The following is a 21,631-nucleotide window of genomic DNA, read 5'->3' as shown; positions in this document are numbered from 1 at the left end:
GGGGCATGCCCGAAGGTGACACCGTCTGGCGGCTGGCGCAGCGGCTGCACGAAGCGCTGGCCGGCCGGCCGCTGACCCGCTGCGACCTGCGGGTGCCGCGGCTCGCGACGGTGGATCTGACCGGTCGCGCAGTGCTGGCGGTGGTTCCCCGCGGCAAGCATCTGCTGAAGCGTTTCGAGGGCGGCCTGACCCTCCACTCCCATCTGCGGATGGACGGCGCCTGGCAGATCTACGGTCCCGCCGAGCGCTGGCGCGGCGGTCCGGCCCATCAGATCCGGGCGGTCCTCGGCACGGCGGAGCGCACCGCGGTCGGCTACCGCCTCCCGGTCCTCGATCTGCTGCCGACGGCCGAGGAGTCGCGGGTCGTCGGCCATCTGGGGCCCGATCTGCTGGGCCCCGACTGGGACGCGGCAGAGGCCCTGCGCCGGCTGCTCGACGCCCCGCAACGGCCGCTCGGCGAGGCCCTGCTGGACCAGCGCAATCTGACCGGCATCGGCAACGTCTTCAAGTCGGAGCTGTGCTTCCTGCTGCGCGCCTCGCCCTGGCTGCCCGTCGGGGAGCTGTCCGCGCCGGAGCGGGCGCCGGCGCTCGCCAAGAAGCTGCTGGAGGCGAACAAGCGGCGTCCGGCGCGTACCACCACGCCCAGCGCCCGCCCGGACCGCCGGCTGTGGGTCTACGGCCGGGCCGGCCGCCCCTGCCTGCGCTGCGGTACGCCGGTCCGCTCCGCCGACCAGGACCCCGCGGCCGAGGAACGCGTCACCTACTGGTGCCCCCGCTGCCAGCCCGGCCCCACAGGGAATTGACGGTCCGTCAGCTCGGGCCTACCCTCCCGGCATGCCCCTGCCCGCGTACGACCTCACGGGCCGCACCGCGATCGTGACCGGCGCGGCGAAAGGCATCGGCCGTGCCACCGCGGCACTCCTCGCCGAGGCCGGTGCCACGGTGCACTGCGCGGACCTCGACGAACCGGGCGCGCGGGCGACCGCCGCGGCGCTCACCGCGTCCGGCAGCACCGCGTTCGCGCACCGCGTCGACGTCACCTGCCGGGCCGAGGTCGCCGCCGTCGTCGACGCGGCCCGCTCGACCTCCGGCCGGCTCGACGTGATGGCGAACATCGCCGGGATCATGCACTCCGCGCCCGTCCTGGAGACCGCGGACGCGGATCTGGACCGGGTGTGGAACACCAACTTCAAGGGGGTGCTGTACGGGTGCCAGGAAGCGGCCCGGGCCATGATCGCCACCGGCACCGGCGGCTCGGTCGTGACCATGGCCTCCGGCGCGATCGACACCGGGGCGCCCGGTCTGCTGTGCTACGGGGCCGCCAAGGCCGCCGTCGTCCAGCTGACCAGGACGCTGGCCACCGAGGTCGGCCGGCACGGCATCCGCGTCAACGCCGTGGCACCGGGCTGGATCCGCACCCCGATGACCGACCGGCCCACCGCGGAGGCGCAGCAGCGGGCGGAGGCGCCGATGATCCGGATGTCACCGCTGGGGCGGGTGGGGGAACCGGCGGACGTCGCGCATGCCGTGCTGTATCTCGCGTCGGACGCCTCGTCCTTCACGACCGGCCAGATCCTGCGTCCGAACGGCGGCGTCGCCATGCCGTGGTGAACGCCATCCGGGCCCGCCGGAGCACGGCCCGCCGGCGCCGGCGCCCGTTCCGTTCCGTCCACGGCACGCAGTGGACCGGCAGAAGGCTCAGACCCCAGCCGCCGAGCGCCACGGCGCCCTCGACCACGCCCGCCGTCTGCGGCCAGAACACCAGCCGGAGCACGGCGCACCACCACAGCCCCCCGACGAGGGCCGCGGACATCCGGCCCCCCGGGACGGCCCGCGGACGGCGGCCGGGCGGCTCACCCTCCGGGAGCCGCCCGGCCGGTCCGCGGGCCGCGGTTCCACGCCACGCCATGGCTGCCTCCTCCGGCCGACGCTAGACGGGCCCGCCGTCGGCGGGGAGAGCGCACCGGGGCGTTTGCGGCGCGCACGGCCACCACGAGCCCCGTCAGTGGGCCTCCGCCTGGAACATCCAGTGGTGCTTCTCCAGATCGGCGGTGAGGCCGATCAGGATGTCCTGGGTGACCGGGTCCGGTTCGTCGGTGGCGACGATCCGCTCGCGCATCCGACCGATGACCGAACCCAGGGCGTTCACCATGGCCCGCACCACGTCCCCGTCCTTGATCCAGCCATCCTGCACCTCGTTGATGCCGCTGGTCTTGGCGACGGTGGAGGCCCGGCCGTCGGGGGACACACCGACCGCGGCGGCGCGCTCGGCCACGGTGTCCATGTGCGTCCGCGCGCTGGCGACCACCTCGTCGAGCTGGAGGTGGACGGAGCGGAACCGCGGGCCGACGACGTTCCAGTGCACCTGCTTGGCGATGAGGGAGAGGTCCACCAGGTCGACGAGGGCGCCCTGCAGGGCGTTCCCGACGATGCCGCGGGCTTCGTCGGACAGCGTGCTCTTGACGACAGACATCCGGATACTCCTGTTCGAACGGGGATCGAGCCTGACCGCACCCGATCGGGCCGCGCACCGTCCGGGTGACCGGTCCGGGTGACCGATCTGGACGACCGGTCCGGGCGATCGATCCAGGTGAGCGCGTTCCGTGGGCGATCTCGACAGCAATTCGGACCATTTGTCCGATTTAGCCATCGTACAAATGAATCGCCCGTTCCGAGCGGCCCGGAGGATCAGCCGGGACCTCCCGGACGGCACGGAGCCCCGGCGGGCTGCTGCCCGCCGGGGCTCCGGACGCCTGTGAACAGGTGTGTCAGGCCGCGACGACATCCACGACGTCGGCCGGGGACTTGATGGTCACGCGCTCCTCCGGTACGCCGGCCAGGGACGCGACGGACACCGAATTGAGCTTCGGCCGCACCGGTGCCGGCACCGCGTCGCTCGCGGCCGCGGACGCGGCCAGCTCGGCGAGCGCCAGCTCGTCGCTGACCTCCCGCATCAGCTCGGACATGCGCACGTCCAGCGCGTCACAGATCGCCGAGAGCAGTTCGGAGGACGCCTCCTTCTGGCCTCTCTCGACCTCGGACAAATAGCCGAGCGACACCCGAGCGGAGGACGAGACCTCGCGCAGGGTTCGGCCCTGGCGCTGACGCTGTCGGCGCAGAACGTCACCCAGCAGGCGACGAAGCAGAATCATCGCTGGCTCCCTCCTCGGACCTCGGATCCGGATCCTTCTCGCCCCACCGTACCGCCTCGGGCCGCGGCCGTGCCGGGCGCAAGTACGTGTTCACTCAGGGCTGCAAACATCCATTCCCCCCGTGTTGTTCCGTATCCTGTGCCCGCGCATTTTCTGTCAGTTCGCTCAACAACAGTGCGAGCACCGCGTCAATGGTGTCCCGGCGGATCCGGTCACGATCCCCCGTGAACGCCAGCCGGCGCACCTCGCCGGCGCCGTCCGGACCCTGCACCGCGACGAAGACGGTGCCCACCGGCTGCCCGTCCTGCGGACCGGGCCCGGCGACGCCCGTGGTGGCGATGCCCCAGTCGGCGCCCAGCACCCGCCGCACTCCGGTCGCCATCTGCCGGGCGACCTCGCCGTCCACGGCGCCGCGCGCGGCCAGCAGGGCGCCGTCGACGCCCAGTACGTCCCGCTTGAGGTCGGTGGCGTACGCGGTGATCGAGCCGCGCAGCACCCGCGACGCCCCGGGGACCGCGGTCAGCGTGCCCGCCACCAGGCCGCCGGTCAGCGACTCCGCCACGGCCAGGCTCTGCCCCCGACCGGCGAGCAGTTCCAGCGCCCGGGCCGCGGCAGAACCCGGCCCGGTCACCGGACGGTGTCCTGTTCGGCCCGGGCGGCCCGTTCCCGCGCCAGCCCGGCCCGGCGCAGCACCACGGCCTGCCGGACGTAGTCGAGTCCGGTCGCGACGGTCAGCACCACGGCCGCCGCCATCACCCACCAGCGGAAGGTTGCCAGCGGTCCGGTCAGCACCAGGACGTACATCCCGACCGCGGTACCCTGCGCCAATGTCTTGATCTTGCCGCCGCGACTGGCCGGAATCACACCGTGCTTGATCACCCAGAACCGCATCAGCGTGATGCCGAGCTCACGGAAGAGGATCACGCCCGTCACCCACCAGGGCAGATCGCCCAGCACCGACAGGCAGATCAGCGCGGCCCCCATGATCGCCTTGTCCGCGATCGGGTCGGCGATCTTGCCGAAGTCGGTGACCAGGTTGTACGTGCGCGCCAGATGCCCGTCGAAGACATCGGTGATCATGGCGATCGCGAAGGCGGCCCAGGCGAAGGCCCGCCAGGCCCGATCGGTCCCGTTGTCGTGCATCAGCAGCACCACGAAGGCGGGGACCAGCACCAGCCGCAGCATCGTCAGGACGTTGGCGATGTTCCACAGCCCGGCCGGCCGGACGGCCGGCGCCGGGCGCGGGCCACCCGCTGCGGAAGCCGGGACTCCGGTCATCTGGCCGCCTCCTCGGTACACGACGTGCCGTCCACCGACAGCACCTCCGCCACCAGGTCCACGCCCTCGCTCGCCACCACCTTTGCTTCGACCATACGACCGGGCGACAGCTCCCGGCCGGTCGAGAGCAGGGTGACGCCGTCGGTCTCCGGCGCCTGGTGCGCGGCCCGCCCGACGAGGCCGTCCTCCTCGTCGTCACGGTCGACCAGCACCCGCACCGTCTCGCCGACCCGCTCCTCGGCGCGCTGCGCGGTGAGCTCCTCGGCCAGCCGCGACACCCGCGCCAGCCGCTCGGCGACCTCGTCCGGGTCGAGCTTGTTCTCGTAGGACGCGGCCTCGGTGCCGTCCTCGTCGGAGTAGCCGAAGACGCCGATGGCGTCGAGACGGGCCTCGGTCAGGAAGCGCTCCAGCTCCGCGAGGTCGCCCGCGCTCTCCCCGGGGAAGCCCACGATGAAGTTGGACCGGACACCGGCCTGCGGCGCCTTCGTACGGATCTGCGCGAGCAGCTCCAGGAAGCGGTCGGTGTCGCCGAAGCGCCGCATCGCCCGCAGCACGCCGGGCGCCGAGTGCTGGAAGGAAAGATCGAAATACGGCGCGACCTTGTCGGTCCCGGTCAGGACGTCGATCAGACCCGGTCGCATTTCGGCCGGCTGCAGATAGCTGACCCGGATCCGCTCGATACCGTCGACGGCCGCCAGCTCGGGCAGCAGCGTCTCCAGCAGGCGGATGTCACCGAGGTCCTTGCCGTAGGAGGTGTTGTTCTCGGAGACCAGCATGATCTCCTTGACGCCCTGCTCGGCCAGCCAGCGGGTCTCACCGAGCACGTCGGAGGGCCGGCGGGAGATGAAGGAGCCGCGGAAGGACGGGATGGCGCAGAACGTGCAGCGCCGGTCGCAGCCGGAGGCCAGCTTCACCGAGGCGACGGGGCTGGCGTCCAGGCGGCGGCGCAGCGGCGCCCGTGGCCCGGACTTCGGCGCGACGCCCTCGGGCAGGTCCTCGGGGGCCGAGGCCAGCGCGTCCCCGTGGCCGGGCAGCGCGACCCCGGCGGAGCCCTGCCGTTCGGCGGGGCTGATCGGCAGCAGCTTGCGGCGGTCGCGCGGCGCGTGGGCCTCGACGTTTCCACCGCCGAGGATGGTCTGCAGCCGGTCGGAGATGTCGGCGTAGTCGTCGAAACCCAGCACGCCGTCGGCCTCGGGCAGCGCCTCGGCGAGCTCCTTGCCGTAGCGCTCGGCCATGCAGCCGACGGCGACCACGGCCTGGGTTCTGCCGCCACGTCCTTCGGAAGAAGCGGTCTTCAGATCGTTGGCTTCCAGCAGGGCATCGACGGAGTCCTTCTTGGCGGCCTCGACGAACCCGCAGGTGTTGACGACGGCGACATCGGCATCGGCGGCTTCCTCGACCAGCTCCCAGCCGTCCGCCGCCAGGCGGCCTGCGAGCTCCTCCGAGTCCACCTCGTTACGGGCGCAGCCAAGGGTGACAAGGGCGACGGTACGGCGTTCGGGCATAGGGCTCAGCCTACTTCGTCCCGGACACCCCCTTCGCGCGCAGGTCTCCGCCACCGGCTCCGGGGGCCCCGGGCCGGGCGGCGGACGCGGTCGGGAACGCGGCGGTCAGCCCGCCTGGGGGTCGCCCGGCGTGTAGCTGAGCCGCTCGACGGGCCCCTTCTCGCCGATCTCCTTGACCTCTTTGCCGTTGACGTACAGCTGTACGGCCGGCGCATTGCCGAGGACCAGGTCGATCCGCTTCTTGTCGGTGATCGTCTTGGACTCGCCCTGCTTGAGCAGGCTGTCCTCCAGCAGTTTGCCGTTGGCGTCCTTGGCGGAGACCCAGCTCTGGCCGTCCTTGGCGGTGACCTTGATCGTCACCTTGTCCTTCGGCAGCCCGGCGACCGCGCTGTCGGACGGCTCCGGCAGCGGCGGCTTGATCGTCGAGGGGTGGCGGGTGGGCGCCGGCGCGGGCTTGGCGTGCGAATCGGAGGCGATCGGACCGTTGTCGCTCCGGTCGCCGCCGGCGAAGAACGTGAAGCCGGCGAAACCGACCACGGCGACGATCGCCGCGACCATGGCCGCCGTCCAGTTCGGGCGGCGCGGCTCGGAGCGGATCCGGTCGGCCTCGTAGATCGGGGCGGCGAGATCGGTCGGCGTCGGCCGGCCGCCGTGCTCGGCGTCGAAATGCGCGATCAGCGGGCCGGGGTCGAGCGAGACGGCGCGGGCGAGCGCTCTGATGTGCCCCCGGGCGTAGACGTCACCGCCGCAGCGCGAGAAATCGTCCTGCTCGATCGCGTGCACGATGGGGATGCGCACCCGTGTCGTCGTACTGACCTCTTCGACGGTCAGTCCCGCGGCGATACGGGCCTGCTGGAGGGCGCGACCGACGGAAGGCCGGTCTGCTTCGGGGGAGTTGCCGATGGACACGGGCGGCGCCTTTCGAGCGTGTAGCCACCTGCTGGAAGTTCAGTCTAGGGGTGGGGCGAAAGGGTCGGGCAAGCGGGAGAGCGCGGTTTGTACGCCATCAGAACGCCCGCGGGCGTGCCATGCGGGTTGATGGTGAAGCATCGTTCCCTCGCCTCCCTCAACTTGACGTGTCGGCAGGAGAAACGGTTGCTTGCGTCTCCCGTACGGGTGACCCGGATATGCGTGCTACTCCGTAGCCTCCCCCCGGATCACCGCCAGCACTCCGTCCAGTTCGTCAGGCTTCACAAGAACGTCACGAGCCTTGGAACCCTCGCTGGGTCCGACGACGTTGCGTGACTCCATCAGGTCCATCAGCCGGCCCGCCTTCGCGAAGCCCACCCGCAGCTTGCGCTGGAGCATCGACGTCGACCCGAACTGGGTGGAAACCACCAGCTCAGCGGCCTGACAGAGCAGGTCGAGGTCATCGCCGATGTCCTCGTCGATCTCCTTCTTCTGCTTGCTGCCCACCGTGACGTCGTCCCGGAAGACCGGGGCCATCTGGTCCTTGCAGTGCTTGACCACGGCATGGACCTCGGCCTCGGTGACGAACGCGCCCTGCATACGGGTGGGCTTGTTCGCGCCCATCGGCAGGAACAGCCCGTCGCCCTTGCCGATCAGCTTCTCGGCGCCCGGCTGGTCCAGGATGACCCGGCTGTCGGCCAGCGAGGACGTGGCGAACGCGAGCCGGGAGGGCACATTGGCCTTGATCAGACCGGTCACGACGTCGACGGACGGCCGCTGGGTGGCGAGCACCAGATGGATGCCGGCGGCCCGGGCGAGCTGGGTGATGCGGACGATGGAGTCCTCCACATCGCGCGGCGCGACCATCATCAGGTCCGCCAGCTCGTCGACGATCACCAGCAGGTACGGGTAGGGCGCCAGCTCCCGCTCGCTGCCCTCGGGCGCGCTGATCCGGCCGTCGCGCACCGCCTCGTTGAAGTCGTCGATGTGCCGGAACCCGTAGGCCGCCAGATCGTCGTAGCGCAGGTCCATCTCGCGCACCACCCACTGCAGGGCCTCGGCGGCCCGCTTGGGGTTGGTGATGATCGGCGTGATCAGGTGCGGGATGCCCTCGTAGGCGGTCAGCTCGACGCGCTTGGGGTCGACCAGCACCATCCGGACGTCCTCGGGCGTGGCGCGCATCATCACCGAGGTGATCAGACAGTTGATGCAGGACGACTTGCCGGAGCCGGTGGCGCCGGCGACCAGCATGTGCGGCATCTTCGCCAGCGAGTGCATGACGTACCCGCCCTCGACGTCCTTGCCGAAGGCCACCAGCATCGGGTCGTCGTCCTCGGCGGACTCCGCCAGCCGCAGCACGTCGCCGAGGTTGACCATCTCGCGGTCGGTGTTGGGGATCTCGATGCCGACCGCGGACTTGCCCGGGATCGGGCTGATGATCCGGACGTCCGGGCTGGCCACCGCGTAGGCGATGTTCTTCGCCAGCGCGGTGATCTTCTCGACCTTGACGGCGGGGCCCAGCTCGACCTCGTAGCGGGTGACCGTCGGGCCGCGGGTGAAGCCGGTGACCGCGGCGTCGACCTTGAACTCCTGGAAGACCGTGGTCAGCGCGGCCACTATGGCGTCGTTCGCGGCACTGCGGGTCTTGCCCGGCCCGCCCCGCGCGAGCAGGTCCAGCGACGGCAGTGCGTAGGTGATGTCCCCGGACAGCTGGAGCTGCTCGGCGCGCGGCGGCAGCTCGCCGGACGGCTCGGGCGGGGCCTTGGTGAAGTCCGGGACGGACGACCCGGCGGACGGCTCGGCGGCCGGTGTCCGCTCCGGCTCCGGCTCCGGCTCCGGCTCGGCGCCGCGGGCCGGCGGGACCGTACCGCTCTCCCCCGCGGTGTCCGCGCCGTCCGGCTCGCGGTGCTCGGTCGAGATGCCGCTGCTGAGCCCGGCCACCAGCGGGGACGGCTGGACCCCGTGCAGTACCGCACCGTCCAGCGCCGCGGCGGCCGCGGCGGCCACGTCCACCGCGTCCATCTGCCGGTCCGCGGCGGGCTGTACGGAGCTCCGGCGCGGCCGGCGCCGCTTGGCCAGCGCCGCCTCCTCCAGCGCGTCCGGATCGGCCGGCGCGGGCGCCGCGGAGGTACGGCGGCGGGGGCTGCGCGCCGGCTGCTCGCGCCACTCCTCGGCGTACTCGGCGTCTTCGGCGTACTCCTCGAACGGCGCCTCGTCCGCCAGGGGGTGCACCACGCCCAGCCGCACGCCGAGCGCCCGCAGCCGCTGCGGGATCGCGTTGACCGGGGTCGCGGTGACCACCAGCAGCCCGAAGACGGTCAGCAGCGCCAGCAGCGCCACGGCCAGGGTCTGGCCGACGGTGAAGATCAGCGGCTTGGAGGCGACCCACCCGAGGTAGCCGCCGGCGTCCTGTATGGCCGCGAAGCCGTCGCCGCGGCCCGGCGAGCCACAGGCCATCGCGACCTGCCCGAGGACACCGACGACCAGCGCCGACAGCCCGATGACGATCCGTCCGTTGGCCTCCGGCTGCTCCGGGTGCCGGATGAGCCGCACCGCGATGCCGCCGAGCAGTATCGGCACCACCAGGTCGAGACGACCGAACGCGCCGGTCACCAGCAGCTCGACGAGGTCGCCGACCGGACCGGAGAGGTTCGACCAGGTGCCGGCCGCGATGACCAGCGCCAGGCCGAGCAGGCCGAGGGCCAGGCCGTCCTTGCGGTGCGCCGGGTCGAGGTTCTTCGCGCCGCGGCCCATCCCGCGGAAGACCGCCCCGATGGCGTGGGCGATCCCCAGCCAGCAGGCGCGGACGAGGCGGTACACCCCGCCGGTCGGGGACGGTGCCGGTCGGGGCGGGGCCTTCTTGGCGGGCGCCTTCTTGGCCGGTGCCTTCTTCGCCGGGACCTTCTTCGCCGCGGCCTTCTTGGCGGGCGGTTTCGCGGGCGCCTTCTTCGCTGCGGTCTTCTTGGCCGCGCCCCCGGACCGTCCGGCGCGCTGCTTCGAGGGGCCCGCCGCGCTCTGGGTTCCCTTGCCGGACGTACGTGAGGCCATGGCGACGAGATTACAGGCGATCGCGGGCATGACACGAGCGCACGGCCCTTCACCCATCCGTGTCGCGCGCCCGCCTCATGAAGGGGCGTCAGCCGCCCGGCGGCCGCCCCGCGCTCACCCCGCGGGCGTCCCGGCCCCCGGCTCCAGGGCGTCCAGCGCCCGACGCAGTCCGGTCAGTTTGCGCTCCAGATGGGCCGCGGTGGCCACCGCCGCGGCGTCCGCGGTCTCGTCCAGCTGCTTGGACAGCGCCTCCGCCTGCTCCTCGACCGCGGCCAGCCGCGCGGACAGCTCGGCGAGCAGCCCCGCGGACTCCTTCGCCTCGTCGGCGCTCGGCCGCCCGCCCTCCAACTGCAGCCTCAGCAGGGAGGCCTGCTCCCGCAGTTGGCAGTTCTTCATGTACAGCTCGACGAAGACCGAGACCTTCGCGCGCAGCACCCACGGGTCGAACGGCTTGGAGATGTAGTCCACCGCGCCGGCCGCGTAGCCGCGGAAGGTGTGGTGCGGGCCGTGGTTGATGGCCGTGAGGAAGATGATCGGGATGTCACGGGTGCGCTCCCGCCGCTTGATGTGCGCGGCGGTCTCGAAGCCGTCCATGCCCGGCATCTGCACATCGAGCAGAATCACCGCGAAATCGTCCGTGAGCAGTGCTTTGAGCGCTTCCTCCCCGGACGATGCCCGCACCAGTGTCTGATCGAGCGCGGAGAGGATCGCCTCCAGCGCCAGCAGATTCTCCGGCCGGTCATCGACCAGGAGGATCTTGGCCTTCTGCACCATGGCCCGTCCTCCTCGCCCCGGCAGTGAACCGGACGCCGCCCCAGGGGACGGCTCCGTCATGCCGCCCGTCCTTGTGCCGGTCATGGTAGCTGCACCCCGCCTGTCGCCACACCCTGTCACCGCGATGTCACTGTGCACGTAGCAGAAACGCAGACAGAGACGAGAAGGTTCCCCGGATCCGGGGCCTCCACACGTCCACCGCCACACTCCGTCAGCACGCGATGATCCTCATTACGGCTCCATACTGGACGCCCTCTCACTCCGCGCGCATCCATTGCTCCATGACCGACAGCAGATGGTCGGTGTCCACCGGCTTGGTCACGTAGTCGGAGGCCCCGGAGTCGATGCTCTTCTCCCGGTCGCCCTTCATCGCCTTCGCGGTCAGCGCGATGATCGGCAGCCCGGCGAACTGCGGCATCCGGCGGATCGCCGCCGTGGTCGCGTAGCCGTCCATCTCCGGCATCATGATGTCCATCAGCACCAGCACGATGTCATCGTGCTGCTCCAGGACCTCGATGCCCTCCCGGCCGTTCTCCGCGTACAGCACCGACAGCCCGTGCTGTTCCAGGACGCTGGTGAGCGCGAAGACGTTGCGGATGTCGTCGTCGACGATCAGCACCTTCTCGCCGTGGAAGCCGCCCTCGAAGCTCGGCTCGACGAGGTCCTGGCCGTTGCCCAGCCAGGGCTCCTCGGCGGACTGCCGCTCCGGCTGCACGGGCGCCGGTGCGACGGGCTGCGGCGGCCCGGACGGCTGCTGGCCGGGCAGGGCGAACCGCCGCTGGGACCCGGAAATCGCCCGCCGGCGGCGCCGGTTGAGGCTGCCGCCGCCGGCCTCCCGGCGCGGCTGCTCCTCCGCCTCCTGGCCCCCGGCCTCGGTCTCGCGCGCCTCCGCGTCCATCGCCAGCCCGCCGGCGACCAGCTGCGGGTAGCCCTGCGGCGGCAGCCCTCCGGGGTTGTGCGGCAGGTAGAGGGTGAACGTCGAGCCGCGGTTGGGCTCGCTCTGGGCGTGGATCTCGCCGCCCAGCAGGCGGGCGATCTCCCGGCTGATGGACAGGCCCAGACCGGTACCGCCGTACTTGCGGCTGGTCGTGCCGTCCGCCTGCTTGAACGCCTCGAAGATGACCCGCATCTTGCTGGACGCGATGCCGATGCCGGTGTCGGTCACGGAGAACGCGATCATCTCGGCGTCCGGGTCACGCAGCGAACCGTGCTCCAGCAGCTGTTCGCGGATGGCCACCGGGACGTCCGCGCCGGCCGGCCGGATCACCAGCTCGACCGCGCCGGTGTCGGTGAACTTCACCGCGTTGGACAGCAGGTTGCGCAGCACCTGCAGCAGCCGCTGCTCGTCCGTGTGCAGCGTGGCCGGCAGCTCCGGCGAGACCCGCACGGAGAAGTCGAGCCCCTTCTCCGCGGTCAGCGGCCGGAAGGTGGCCTCGACGTAGTCGACGAGCTGGACCAGTGCGATCCGCGTCGGGCTGACGTCCATCTTGCCGGCCTCGACCTTCGACAGGTCCAGGATGTCGTTGATCAGCTGGAGCAGGTCGCTGCCCGCGCCGTGGATCGTCTCGGCGAACTCGACCTGCTTCGGGGAGAGGTTCCCCTCGGCGTTGTCGGCCAGCAACTTGGCCAGGATCAGCAGCGAGTTGAGCGGGGTGCGCAGCTCGTGCGACATGTTGGCCAGGAATTCCGACTTGTAGCGCATCGAGACCGCGAGCTGCTCGGCGCGCTCCTCCAGGACCTGCCGGGCCTCCTCGATCTCGGTGTTCTTCACCTCGATGTCGCGGTTCTGCGCCCGCAGCTGCTCGGCCTTCTCCTCCAGTTCGGAGTTGGACAGCTCCAGCGCCTTCTGCCGGCTCTCCAACTCGGCGGAGCGCTCGCGGAGTTGCTCGGTCAGCTCCTGCGACTGCTTGAGCAGCACCTCGGTCTTGGTGTTGACCGAGATGGTGTTGACGCTGGTCGCGATCATCTCGGCGATCTGGCTGAGGAAGTCCTTCTGGATCTGGGTGAACGGCTGGAACGACGCCAGCTCGATCACGCCGAGCACCTTGTCCTCGAACAGCACCGGCAGCACGATCACGTTCGCCGGCGGCGCCTCGCCCAGCCCCGAGGCGATCTTGAGATAGCCGGAGGGCACGTTCTCCACCAGGATCGTGCGCTTCTCCTCCGCGGCCGTGCCGATCAGCGTCTCACCGGGCTTGAAGGTGGTGGGCATGTTGCCCCCGGTGTAGCCGTACGAACCCATCAGCCGCAGCTCGTACTCGCCCGACTCGCCGCCGTCCGCGCCGATCTCCTGGCTGTCCGGCTGCGCCGCCAGGAAGAACGCGCCGTGCTGCGCGGAGACTGCGGGCGACAGCTCGCTCATGATGAGCGTGGCGACGTCCTTGAGGTCGCGCCGGCCCTGCATCAGACCGGAGATCCGGGCGAGGTTGCCCTTGAGCCAGTCCTGCTCCTCGTTGGCGAGGGTGGTCTCGCGGAGCGTGGCGATCATGGTGTTGACGTTGTCCTGGAGCTCCAGGATCTCGCCGGCCGCGTCCACGTCGATCCGGACGTTGTGGTCGCCGAGGGTGACCGCCGCGGCGACCGCGGCGATGGCGCGCACCTGCCGGGTCAGGTTGCCGGCCATCTCGTTCACCGACTCGGTCAGGTCCCGCCAGGTGCCGGCCACGCCCCGCACCTGCGCCTGACCGCCCAGCTGGCCCTCCGTACCCACCTCGCGGGCCACCCTGGTGACCTGCTCGGCGAAGGACGACAGCTGGTCGACCATGGTGTTGATGGTGGTCTTCAGCGCGAGGATCTCGCCGCGCGCGTCGATGTCGATCTTCTTGGTCAGATCGCCCTTGGCGATGGCGGTGGTGACCATCGCGATGTTGCGGACCTGGCCGGTCAGGTTGTTGGCCATCGAGTTCACGGACTCGGTGAGGTCCTTCCACGTCCCGGCGACGCCGGGCACGCGGGCCTGGCCGCCCAGGATGCCGTCGGTCCCCACCTCACGGGCCACCCGCGTGACCTCGTCGGCGAACGACGACAGGGTCGTGACCATCGTGTTGACCGTGTCGGCGAGCTGCGCGACCTCACCGCGCGCCTCGACCGTGACCTTCTTCGTCAGGTCACCGTTGGCGACCGCCGCCGAGACCTGCGAGATGTTCCGCACCTGGATGGTCAGGTTGTTGGCCATCAGGTTGACGTTGTCGCTGAGGTCCTTCCAGATGCCGGTGACGCCCGGAACCCTTGCCTGGCCGCCCAGTTGGCCTTCCGTACCGACCTCACGGGCGACCCGGGTCACCTGCTCCGCGAACAGCGACAGCTGGTCGACCATCGTGTTGACGGTCGTGACCAGTTCGAGGATCTCGCCCTTCGCGTCGACGGTGATCTTCTTCGACAGGTCACCGCGGGCGACCGCGGTCGTCACCTCGCCGATGTTGCGCACCTGCGACGTCAGGTTGTTCGCCATGAAGTTGACGGACTGGGTGAGGTCCTTCCACGTGCCGCTGACGCCCTGCACCTCGGCCTGGCCGCCCAGGATGCCCTCGGTGCCCACCTCGCGGGCGACCCGGGTGACCTGCTCCGCGAAGGACGAGAGCTGGTCGACCATGGTGTTCAGGGTGTTCTTCAGCTCCAGGATCTCGCCCCGGGCGTCCACGTCGATCTTCTGCGACAGGTCACCGCGCGCGACGGCCGTGGCGACCTGCGCGATGTTGCGGACCTGGGCCGTGAGGTTGCCGGCCATGCCGTTCACGGAGTCGGTCAGATCGCGCCAGACGCCGGCCACGCCGGGCACCTGCGCCTGACCGCCCAGCCGGCCGTCCGTACCGACCTCACGGGCGACCCGGGTGACCTGCTCGGCGAACGCGGAGAGCTGGTCGACCATCGTGTTGATGGTGTTCTTCAGCTCCAGGATCTCGCCGCGCGCGTCCACGTCGATCTTCTGCGACAGGTCACCGCGCGCCACCGCCGTCGTCACCTGGGCGATCTGCCGCACCTGCGAGGTGAGGTTCCCCGCCATGAAGTTGACGGAGTCGGTCAGCTCCTTCCAGGTGCCGCTGACGCCGTCCACCCGGGCCTGACCGCCCAGCCGGCCCTCCGTGCCGACGTCCCTGGCCATCCGCGTGACCTGGTCGGCGAACGACGACAGCTGGTCCACCATGGTGTTCACGGTGTTCTTCAGCTGGAGCATCTCGCCGGAGACGTCGACGGTGACCTTCTGCGACAGATCGCCGTTGGCGACCGCGGTCGTCACCTGCGCGATGTTGCGCACCTGACCGGTGAGGTTGCGGAACGCGGTGTTGACGGAGTCCGTGAGGTCCTTCCACGTGCCCGCCGCCCCGGGCACCGCGGCCTGGCCGCCGAGCTCACCCTCGACACCGATCTCCCGTGCGACGCGCGTCACTTCGGCGCCGAACGCGGAGAGCTGGTCCACCATCGTGTTGACGGTGTTCTTCAACTCCAGCATTTCCCCGGCCACATCGACGGTGACCTTCTGTGACAGGTCACCGTTGGCGACCGCCGTCGTCACCTGCGCGATGTCGCGCACCTGGGCCGTCAGGTTCCGGAAGGCGTTGTTCACCGAATCGGTGAGGTCCTTCCACGTGCCCGCCGCGCCCGGCACTTGGGCCTGACCGCCGAGCTGCCCCTCGGCCCCGACCTCGTTCGCCACCCGCGTCACTTCGTCCGCGAAGGTCCGCAGCGTTTCGGTCATGGTGTTGATCGTGTCGGCGAGCTGGGCGACCTCGCCGCGTGCGCTGACGGTCACCTTCTGCGACAGGTCGCCGTTGGCGACGGCCGTGGTGACCTGCGCGATCCCGCGCACCTGAGCGGTGAGGTTGCCGGCCATGAGGTTGACCGAATCCGTCAGGTCCTTCCACACCCCGGCCACCCCGGGGACCTGGGCCTGACCGCCGAGCTCGCCCTCCGTACCGACCTCACGGGCGACCCGGGTCACCTCGGAGGCGAACGACGACAGCTGGTCCACCATCGTGTTGACGGTGTTCTTCAGCTCCAGCATCTCGCCGGCGACATGGACCGTCACCTTGCGCGACAGATCACCCTTGGCGACGGCCGTGGTGACCAGCGCGATGTCCCGGACCTGTGCGGTCAGCCGGGACGCCATGGTGTTGACGGATTCCGTGAGGTCCTTCCACGAACCTGACATTCCGCGCACCCGCGCCTGGCCGCCGAGCTTGCCCTCCGTACCGACCTCACTGGCCACCCGCGTGACCTCGTCGGTGAACGCGGAGAGCTGGTCCACCAGCCCGTTGACCGTCCGGCCGACCTTCAGGAATTCACCGCGCAGGGGATGCTCCGAAGAACTGTCCGAACTGCGCGACCGCAGGTCCATGCGCTGTTCCAGATCGCCCTCGGACACCGCCGACAGCACCCGGCCGACCTCGGAAACCGGCCGTACCAGGTCGTCGACCAGCGCGTTCGAGGCGTCGATGGCCGCGGCCCAGGAGCCTTCGGCGGCCCCGACCTCCAGCCGCTCGGTGAGCTTTCCCTCACGTCCGACGACCCGGCGCACCCGCGCCAGCTCGCCGGTCAGATGCAGATTGCGGTCCGCGACCTCGTTGAAGACCGCCGCGATCTCCGACATGACGCCGTCGCCGGAAACCGTGAGCCGCTTGCGGAAGTTCCCGTCCCGCATGGCAACCAGAGCGACCAACAGCCGATTCAGCGCAGCCGTATCCACCTCGGTCGTCCCGTTGCTCCGGGAACGTCCGCCTTTCGCGCGCGTGCTTGCGCCCCGCGCCGCTGCGCCAGACTCCACCGTGTCCCTCCCGCAGGGTCGACCGTTCTACCCGGGCTTTCTCTTGATACTTGCCCAGTGTTTCACCATGGCCCAACCAGGCCATAACAGTTCGGCAGCATCGCACACCGTCCCACAGCACGATTGGGGCGGAAACACACGTGACCGGCATCCTCGGCCGCGGCGAAGGTAAGTAACCTGGCATACGGCTGTCCACCGCCCCGTGACCTCGCGTACGGGCGGCGGCACGAGCACACCAGGTATTTCCGGAGGGGCGCCGCGACCATGGGGGAGCAGATCACCGACACACGCATGAGGAGACCAGTGATCACCGCGCGGGCCGCCGCAACCTTCGAGCCGGTCGGGCGCTCGGTCGCCACCGCCCGTGCGTTCGTCCGTGACACCCTCCAGGGCTGGGGCTGCGCCGACATCGTCGACGACGCCGTCGTCCTCACGAGCGAGCTGGTCACCAACGCCGTCGTGCACGCCGGCACCGCCGCGGACGTCCTGTGCCAGCGCAACGACGCCGGCGTGAAGATCTCCGTCGCCGACCGTTACCCCGAACGGGAAATCCCGCTCCAGAACGCCGGCCAGGTCATCGTCCACCCGGACCGCGAGGGCGGCCGCGGACTGCTCCTCTGCGGCGCCCTGTCCGCCCGTTGGGGCGTCGAATACACCGCCGCCCAGAAACACGTCTGGTTCCAGCTCGACCTCCCCGAGCGCCCCGCCGGCACCCGCTCCGCCGGCCCCGCCCTCCCCGTCGACGCCCTCCCGGTCACCGACACCCGGGTCCGGGTCGCGGTGATCCAGATCGACCGCGGCGGCTGCATCAGCTTCTGGAACGAGGACGCCCAGGACCTCTTCGGCTACGACCCCGAACTGGTCATCGGCAAACCCCTCACCGACTTCGCCGCCTGGCCGCACACCCCCGGCACCGGCACCGGCATCGCCGAGGCACTCCAGCTCTCCCGCTGGGAGGGCTCCTACGGCATGCGCGGCGCCGACGGCCGGGTCGTCCCCGTCTACGCCTCCCACCTGCGCGTCCGCGACGCCGACGGCGAGGCCTCCACGGTCTGCCTGCTGGTCCGCGACCACGAACGCGCGATCCTCCAGAGCCCCCAGCGCGCCCCCGCCGGCGACACCGCGGCCCAGACCCCCCAGACCGCCCGGTCGACGGCCCACCCCTCCGACCCGTTCGAGGTCTTCATCGGCTCCCCGGCCCCCGACGACCTCGACGGCCTGCTCCAGCGCACCGTCGAACGCGCCCGCGACATGCTCGACGGCGACGCCGCCTACCTCCTGCTCGCCACCGACGACGAGACCGAACTGGAGGTCCGCGCCTCCACCGGCCTGCCCTCCGCCCGCCAGCGCTTCGCCCGCGTCCCCGTCGAGGCCGGCTCCGGACGCTACGGCTCCGCCCGGATGCCCGCCGTCCACGAAGACCTCACCGCCGTCCCCGGCGCCGTCCCCCTGCTCAGCGGCACGGGCATGCGCTCCGTCGTCACCGTCCCCCTCAAGGTCGAAGGACGGCTGACCGGCTCCCTCGGCGTCGCCGCCGAAAACCCCGGCCGCTACACCAACGAAGAGGCCCTCCGCCTCCAGTTCGCCGCCGACCGCATCGCCCTCGCCGTCGAACGCGCCCGCCTGACCGAACTCGAAAAGCTCCGCCGCGGCTCGCTGTCCTTCCTCGTCGAGGCGTCCGACCTGCTGGCCGGCACCCTCGACCGCGACCAGACCCTGGCCCTGATGGCCCAGATGACGGTCCCCACCCTCGCCACCTGGTGCGCGGTCTACACCGTCGCCGACCAGGCCTCCGAACCGGAGCTCTCGTACGTCCTGCACGAGGACGAGGACCGCATCGACGGCCTGAAGACCCTCCTGATGAAGGTCGACCCGCCCGAGCCGGTCCCCACCCCCGGCGCCCGCATCTGGACCGCCCCCAGCGACGCCGCCCACGACGCCGCGCTGCGCACCTCCATGCGCAGCCTCGGCCTGGGCACCGCCGCACGCCCCTCCAGCGGCCCCGGCGCCACCCTCGCCACCGCCTCCGCGGTCGGCGGCGAGACCGTCGTACTCCCCCTCGTCGCCCGTAACCGCGTGATCGGCATGCTCACCCTCGGCAAGCCCACCGAGGAGCACTTCCGCCAGGAGATCCTCGAACTCGCCGAGGACCTCTCCCGCCGGGCCGCCCTCGCCCTGGACAACGCCCGCCTCTACTCCGAGCGCACGGCCATCAGCCAGTCCCTCCAGCGCAGCCTGCTGCCCCCGGAGCTGCCCGACATCGCCGGCGTCGAGGTCGAGGTCATCTACCGCGCGGCCGGCGAGGGCAACGAGGTCGGCGGCGACTTCTACGACCTCTTCCCCATCCGCGACGGCGCCTACGGCTTCGCCATCGGCGACGTCTGCGGCACCGGCCCGGAAGCCGCGGCGGTCACCGGCCTCGCCCGGCACGCCCTCCGCCTGCTCGCCCGCGAGGGCTTCGGCGGCCCCGCCGTCCTGGAACGGCTCAACGCGGCCATCCTCGACGAGGGCGCCCGCAGCCGCTTCCTGACCCTCCTTTACGGCGAGCTCTGGCCCCAGGACGACGGCAGCGCCCTCCTCAAGGTCGTCTGCGCCGGCCACCCCCTGCCGCTCCGCCTGCGCCAGGACGGCACGGTCGAACCGGCCGCCGAACCCCAGCCCCTGCTGGGCGTCATGGACGACCTCGAACTCTACGAGCAGACCATCACCCTGGACCCGGGCGACGTCCTGCTGTGCGTCACCGACGGCGTCACGGAGCGCCGCGAGGGCTCCCGCATGCTCGGCGACGACGGTCTCACCGACGTCCTGACCACCTGCACCGGCCTGACCGCCGGCGCCGTCGCCGCCCGCGTGCTGCGCGCCGTGGAACGCTTCGCCGCCGAACCCGCCTCCGACGACATGGCCATCCTCGCCATGCGCGTCCCCGAGCCCCAGCCCCAGGCCGGCTGACCCGGGGGCGGGCCGCCACCGCTGTGACCCGCCCCACACCGCCACGCTCGTCCGCCCCGGGCCACCAGCGATCTTGCGCCCGGTGCAGGGCACCCTTGACCGCCCTGCACTGGAGTCCTCCACCGGGCCCGCGCACGATCGGCCCATGACCACCACCACCGGCGATCAGCTCGCCGTCATCAGCCAGGCCGGCTCCACCGTCACCTTCTTCGACGCCACCGGCCACGAGCTGCTCGCCGTCGTCGACGTGCCCCCGCAGCCCCACGAGCTCTGCTTCGACCCGGACCACCGGCTGCTGTACTGCTCCAGCACCTACCGCTCGGGCTACTACGACGCCAACGAAGGCCGCTCCCACGAGCTCACCGTCATCAACGTCGACACCCACACCGTCGTCACGACCCTCGACCTCCGCCCCGACCACGGCCCGCACGGCCTGGCGCTGGACCGCCGCCGGTCCCGCCTCTACGTCAGCGTCGAGGCCACCGACACCGAGCCCGGGGGCGTGCTGGTCCTCGACAGCCGCAGCCACGCCCGGCTCGGCCGCATCCCTGCCATGGCGCCCGGCCCGCACTGGCTCGTCATCACCCCGGACGGCCGGCGCGGCTACACCACCAACAAGGAGGCCCCGTTCGTCTCCGTCCTCGACCTCGACCGCGGCGTCTTCACCGACCAGATCCCGGTCCCCGGCAGCGAGGGCCTGGCCCTCACACCCGACGGCTGGTCGTCGCGACCCCCAAGGCCGACGTCGCCCCCCGGAACCCGGCCGAACCGGCCCTCCACATCATCGACACCAGCACCGACGAGACCGTCCGCACCCTGCCCACCAAGGGCCACGTGATGCCCGTCCACATCACCACCGACGGCACACTCCTCACCGGCGGCCTGCGCCCGGACCCCGAGCCCGGCATCCTGACCGTCCACGCCCCGGAAACCTTCACCCCGATCGGCGAGGTCGAGGTGGGCCGCTTCCCCCTCACCGTGACCTCCTCCCCCGACGGCCGCCACGCCTACGTCTCCGGAAACGCCTCCAGCACCGTCTCCGTCGTCGACCTGCGCACCCTGCAGACCGTGGCCACCCTCACCCCCGAGGACACCGGAATTTCCGGCGCACACGGCCTGGCCCATATCGAGGCCGCACCGAACTAAGGACGAACCGACGACGAACTGAGGCTCCCTCACCCGCCGCCGGATACGACAAATGCCCCCGCCATTCGGCGGGGGCCTTTGCTCCTTGAGCCCCAATACGGAATCGAACCGTAGACCTTCTCCTTACCATGGAGACGCTCTGCCGACTGAGCTATTGGGGCCGGCAACAGAAAGAATATTACCCCAACTCCGCGGCGTTCACGAACCGCCCCGGCCCGCTCCTCAAAAAGCCGGCTGCAGCAATCCGCCCAGCGCATTGCAGGCACCGACCATCTTGTGCAGCTCCCGCCGCGACATCCCGGCGTGCACCGGCAGCGCCAGGGTCTCGTCCACCGCCCGCTCGGTCTCCGGCAGGAACACGTCCCGCCGCAGCCCGGGCAGCCGGTACACCGGCGCCTGCACCGGCACCCGGCAGCCAACTCCCTTGGCCCGCAAGGTCCGTGCGAACGCATCCCGGTCCGGCCGGCCGTTTCCCGGCACCCGGACCACGTACTGCGCGTACAGGTGCCCCGACGCCGCCGCCGGCGTCCGGACCCCGCTGAGCCGGTCGTCCAGATACGCCGCATGCGCCCGACGCAGCTCCGTACCCGCCGGATCCGCCCCGGCCTCGTCCTCCACCAGCACCAACAGTCCGTGCCGCTGCCCGACTTCACGCAGCCGTCCGACGTCCGCCGGCCGCCCGAACTTGTGGACCGCGACGACCGCCACCGTCTGACGGGACACCACATCGGCCACCGACGCCGGGTCCAGGCAGTAGCTGTCCGCATCCACCTCGGCAAATACCGGCACCGCGCCCAACTCCACGACGGCCCGGGCCACTTCGGCGTTGCCGTACGCCGGCACCACGACCTCGTCCCCGGCACGCACCCCGGCCGACTTGAGCGTTCCCACTGTCCGCATGACGGGGATCCTGGTCAGATGAGGTGAACGTCGCGTTACGCCCACCACCCGAACATCAGAACAAAAAAGCTCCGGTCCCTGAACCACGAGGGTTCAGGGACCGGAGCTGAAGAATTGTTCGGCGGCGTCCTACTCTCCCACAGGGTCCCCCCTGCAGTACCATCGGCGCTGAAAGGCTTAGCTTCCGGGTTCGGAATGTAACCGGGCGT

Annotated in this window: 16 protein-coding genes, 1 tRNA gene and 1 rRNA gene; 5 read left to right on the top strand and 13 right to left on the bottom strand. The window is 71.1% G+C overall.

Annotation, left to right across the window (positions count from 1 at the left end):
• The first annotated feature begins 5 nt into the window (after positions 1-5).
• Entirely contained in the window at positions 6-803 is a 798-nt protein-coding gene (locus AB0G35_RS20080) for a DNA-formamidopyrimidine glycosylase family protein (RefSeq protein ID WP_360950816.1), read from the top strand.
• Between the two features lie 31 nt (positions 804-834).
• Complete coding sequence (locus tag AB0G35_RS20075; protein WP_360950814.1) at positions 835-1,611, top strand: SDR family NAD(P)-dependent oxidoreductase; 777 nt, start codon at positions 835-837, stop codon at positions 1,609-1,611.
• Here AB0G35_RS20075 and AB0G35_RS20070 read toward each other — a convergent pair.
• From AB0G35_RS20070 to AB0G35_RS20025, 10 genes are all read right to left on the bottom strand, one after another.
• Positions 1,559-1,813: a hypothetical protein gene (locus AB0G35_RS20070; protein ID WP_360951078.1), complete on the bottom strand. Its 255-nt coding sequence runs from the start codon at positions 1,811-1,813 to the stop codon at positions 1,559-1,561. The genes AB0G35_RS20075 and AB0G35_RS20070 overlap by 53 nt on opposite strands.
• 189 nt (positions 1,814-2,002) lie before the next feature.
• Entirely contained in the window at positions 2,003-2,473 is a 471-nt protein-coding gene (locus AB0G35_RS20065; protein ID WP_360950811.1) for a DNA starvation/stationary phase protection protein, read from the bottom strand.
• Positions 2,474-2,768: 295 nt separating this feature from the next.
• Positions 2,769-3,152: a helix-turn-helix transcriptional regulator gene (locus tag AB0G35_RS20060; RefSeq protein WP_030415589.1), complete on the bottom strand. Its 384-nt coding sequence runs from the start codon at positions 3,150-3,152 to the stop codon at positions 2,769-2,771.
• Between the two features lie 94 nt (positions 3,153-3,246).
• Positions 3,247-3,783, bottom strand: a complete 537-nt coding sequence (locus AB0G35_RS20055) for a CinA family protein (protein ID WP_360950806.1) — start codon at positions 3,781-3,783, stop codon at positions 3,247-3,249.
• Complete coding sequence (gene pgsA, locus AB0G35_RS20050) at positions 3,780-4,430, bottom strand: CDP-diacylglycerol--glycerol-3-phosphate 3-phosphatidyltransferase (protein WP_360950803.1); 651 nt, start codon at positions 4,428-4,430, stop codon at positions 3,780-3,782. The genes AB0G35_RS20055 and pgsA overlap by 4 nt, the downstream gene beginning before the upstream one ends.
• A complete protein-coding gene (gene rimO / locus AB0G35_RS20045; RefSeq protein WP_360950800.1) occupies positions 4,427-5,935 on the bottom strand; it encodes a 30S ribosomal protein S12 methylthiotransferase RimO in 1,509 nt (502 codons plus the stop codon). Before rimO ends, pgsA begins: the two co-directional genes overlap by 4 nt.
• A 105-nt stretch (positions 5,936-6,040) precedes the next feature.
• Complete coding sequence (locus AB0G35_RS20040; protein WP_360950797.1) at positions 6,041-6,844, bottom strand: helix-turn-helix domain-containing protein; 804 nt, start codon at positions 6,842-6,844, stop codon at positions 6,041-6,043.
• Between the two features lie 225 nt (positions 6,845-7,069).
• Complete coding sequence (locus tag AB0G35_RS20035; RefSeq protein WP_360950794.1) at positions 7,070-9,892, bottom strand: DNA translocase FtsK; 2,823 nt, start codon at positions 9,890-9,892, stop codon at positions 7,070-7,072.
• A 114-nt stretch (positions 9,893-10,006) separates the two neighbouring features.
• Positions 10,007-10,666, bottom strand: a complete 660-nt coding sequence (locus tag AB0G35_RS20030) for a response regulator (RefSeq protein ID WP_360950791.1) — start codon at positions 10,664-10,666, stop codon at positions 10,007-10,009.
• Positions 10,667-10,922: 256 nt separating this feature from the next.
• A complete protein-coding gene (locus AB0G35_RS20025) occupies positions 10,923-16,427 on the bottom strand; it encodes a HAMP domain-containing protein (protein WP_360950788.1) in 5,505 nt (1,834 codons plus the stop codon).
• A 291-nt stretch (positions 16,428-16,718) separates the two neighbouring features.
• On the opposite strand from AB0G35_RS20025, the gene AB0G35_RS20020 reads away from it, so the two are divergent.
• The 3 genes from AB0G35_RS20020 to AB0G35_RS20010 all read left to right on the top strand — a co-directional run bounded on the left by AB0G35_RS20020 (position 16,719) and on the right by AB0G35_RS20010 (position 20,522).
• Positions 16,719-19,376, top strand: a complete 2,658-nt coding sequence (locus tag AB0G35_RS20020; protein ID WP_360950785.1) for a SpoIIE family protein phosphatase — start codon at positions 16,719-16,721, stop codon at positions 19,374-19,376.
• Between the two features lie 145 nt (positions 19,377-19,521).
• A complete protein-coding gene (locus AB0G35_RS20015) occupies positions 19,522-20,214 on the top strand; it encodes a hypothetical protein (RefSeq protein WP_360950782.1) in 693 nt (230 codons plus the stop codon).
• Positions 20,214-20,522: a hypothetical protein gene (locus AB0G35_RS20010; RefSeq protein WP_360950779.1), complete on the top strand. Its 309-nt coding sequence runs from the start codon at positions 20,214-20,216 to the stop codon at positions 20,520-20,522. The genes AB0G35_RS20015 and AB0G35_RS20010 overlap by 1 nt, the downstream gene beginning before the upstream one ends.
• Positions 20,523-20,610: 88 nt before the next feature.
• On the opposite strand, the gene AB0G35_RS20005 is transcribed toward AB0G35_RS20010, so the two are convergent.
• From AB0G35_RS20005 to rrf, 3 genes are all read right to left on the bottom strand, one after another.
• Positions 20,611-20,683 (bottom strand) — tRNA-Thr (locus AB0G35_RS20005).
• Between the two features lie 61 nt (positions 20,684-20,744).
• Positions 20,745-21,422: a DegT/DnrJ/EryC1/StrS family aminotransferase gene (locus AB0G35_RS20000; RefSeq protein WP_360950776.1), complete on the bottom strand. Its 678-nt coding sequence runs from the start codon at positions 21,420-21,422 to the stop codon at positions 20,745-20,747.
• 116 nt (positions 21,423-21,538) lie between these two features.
• Positions 21,539-21,631 (bottom strand): 5S ribosomal RNA (rrf, locus tag AB0G35_RS19995); the annotation flags it as partial.

It is taken from the genome of Streptomyces sp. NPDC021749 (genome assembly GCF_040640655.1).
GTDB lineage: Bacteria > Actinomycetota > Actinomycetes > Streptomycetales > Streptomycetaceae > Streptomyces.
Note: the sequence above shows the minus strand (reverse complement) of the source record. Positions and strands in the feature narration are given on the sequence as shown.

What these genes read in the sequence shown, in the direction of transcription:
- AB0G35_RS20080 (WP_360950816.1), top strand. Translation starts at nt 6, where the DNA reads ATGCCCGAAGGTGACACCGTCTGGCGGCTGGCGCAGCGGCTGCACGAA.
- AB0G35_RS20075 (WP_360950814.1), top strand. Translation starts at nt 835, where the DNA reads ATGCCCCTGCCCGCGTACGACCTCACGGGCCGCACCGCGATCGTGACC.
- AB0G35_RS20070 (WP_360951078.1), bottom strand. Translation starts at nt 1,813, where the DNA reads ATGTCCGCGGCCCTCGTCGGGGGGCTGTGGTGGTGCGCCGTGCTCCGG.
- AB0G35_RS20065 (WP_360950811.1), bottom strand. Translation starts at nt 2,473, where the DNA reads ATGTCTGTCGTCAAGAGCACGCTGTCCGACGAAGCCCGCGGCATCGTC.
- AB0G35_RS20060 (WP_030415589.1), bottom strand. Translation starts at nt 3,152, where the DNA reads ATGATTCTGCTTCGTCGCCTGCTGGGTGACGTTCTGCGCCGACAGCGT.
- pgsA (WP_360950803.1), bottom strand. Translation starts at nt 4,430, where the DNA reads ATGACCGGAGTCCCGGCTTCCGCAGCGGGTGGCCCGCGCCCGGCGCCG.
- rimO (WP_360950800.1), bottom strand. Translation starts at nt 5,935, where the DNA reads ATGCCCGAACGCCGTACCGTCGCCCTTGTCACCCTTGGCTGCGCCCGT.
- AB0G35_RS20035 (WP_360950794.1), bottom strand. Translation starts at nt 9,892, where the DNA reads ATGGCCTCACGTACGTCCGGCAAGGGAACCCAGAGCGCGGCGGGCCCC.
- AB0G35_RS20030 (WP_360950791.1), bottom strand. Translation starts at nt 10,666, where the DNA reads ATGGTGCAGAAGGCCAAGATCCTCCTGGTCGATGACCGGCCGGAGAAT.
- AB0G35_RS20020 (WP_360950785.1), top strand. Translation starts at nt 16,719, where the DNA reads ATGAGGAGACCAGTGATCACCGCGCGGGCCGCCGCAACCTTCGAGCCG.
- AB0G35_RS20015 (WP_360950782.1), top strand. Translation starts at nt 19,522, where the DNA reads ATGACCACCACCACCGGCGATCAGCTCGCCGTCATCAGCCAGGCCGGC.
- AB0G35_RS20010 (WP_360950779.1), top strand. Translation starts at nt 20,214, where the DNA reads ATGCCCGTCCACATCACCACCGACGGCACACTCCTCACCGGCGGCCTG.
- AB0G35_RS20000 (WP_360950776.1), bottom strand. Translation starts at nt 21,422, where the DNA reads ATGCGGACAGTGGGAACGCTCAAGTCGGCCGGGGTGCGTGCCGGGGAC.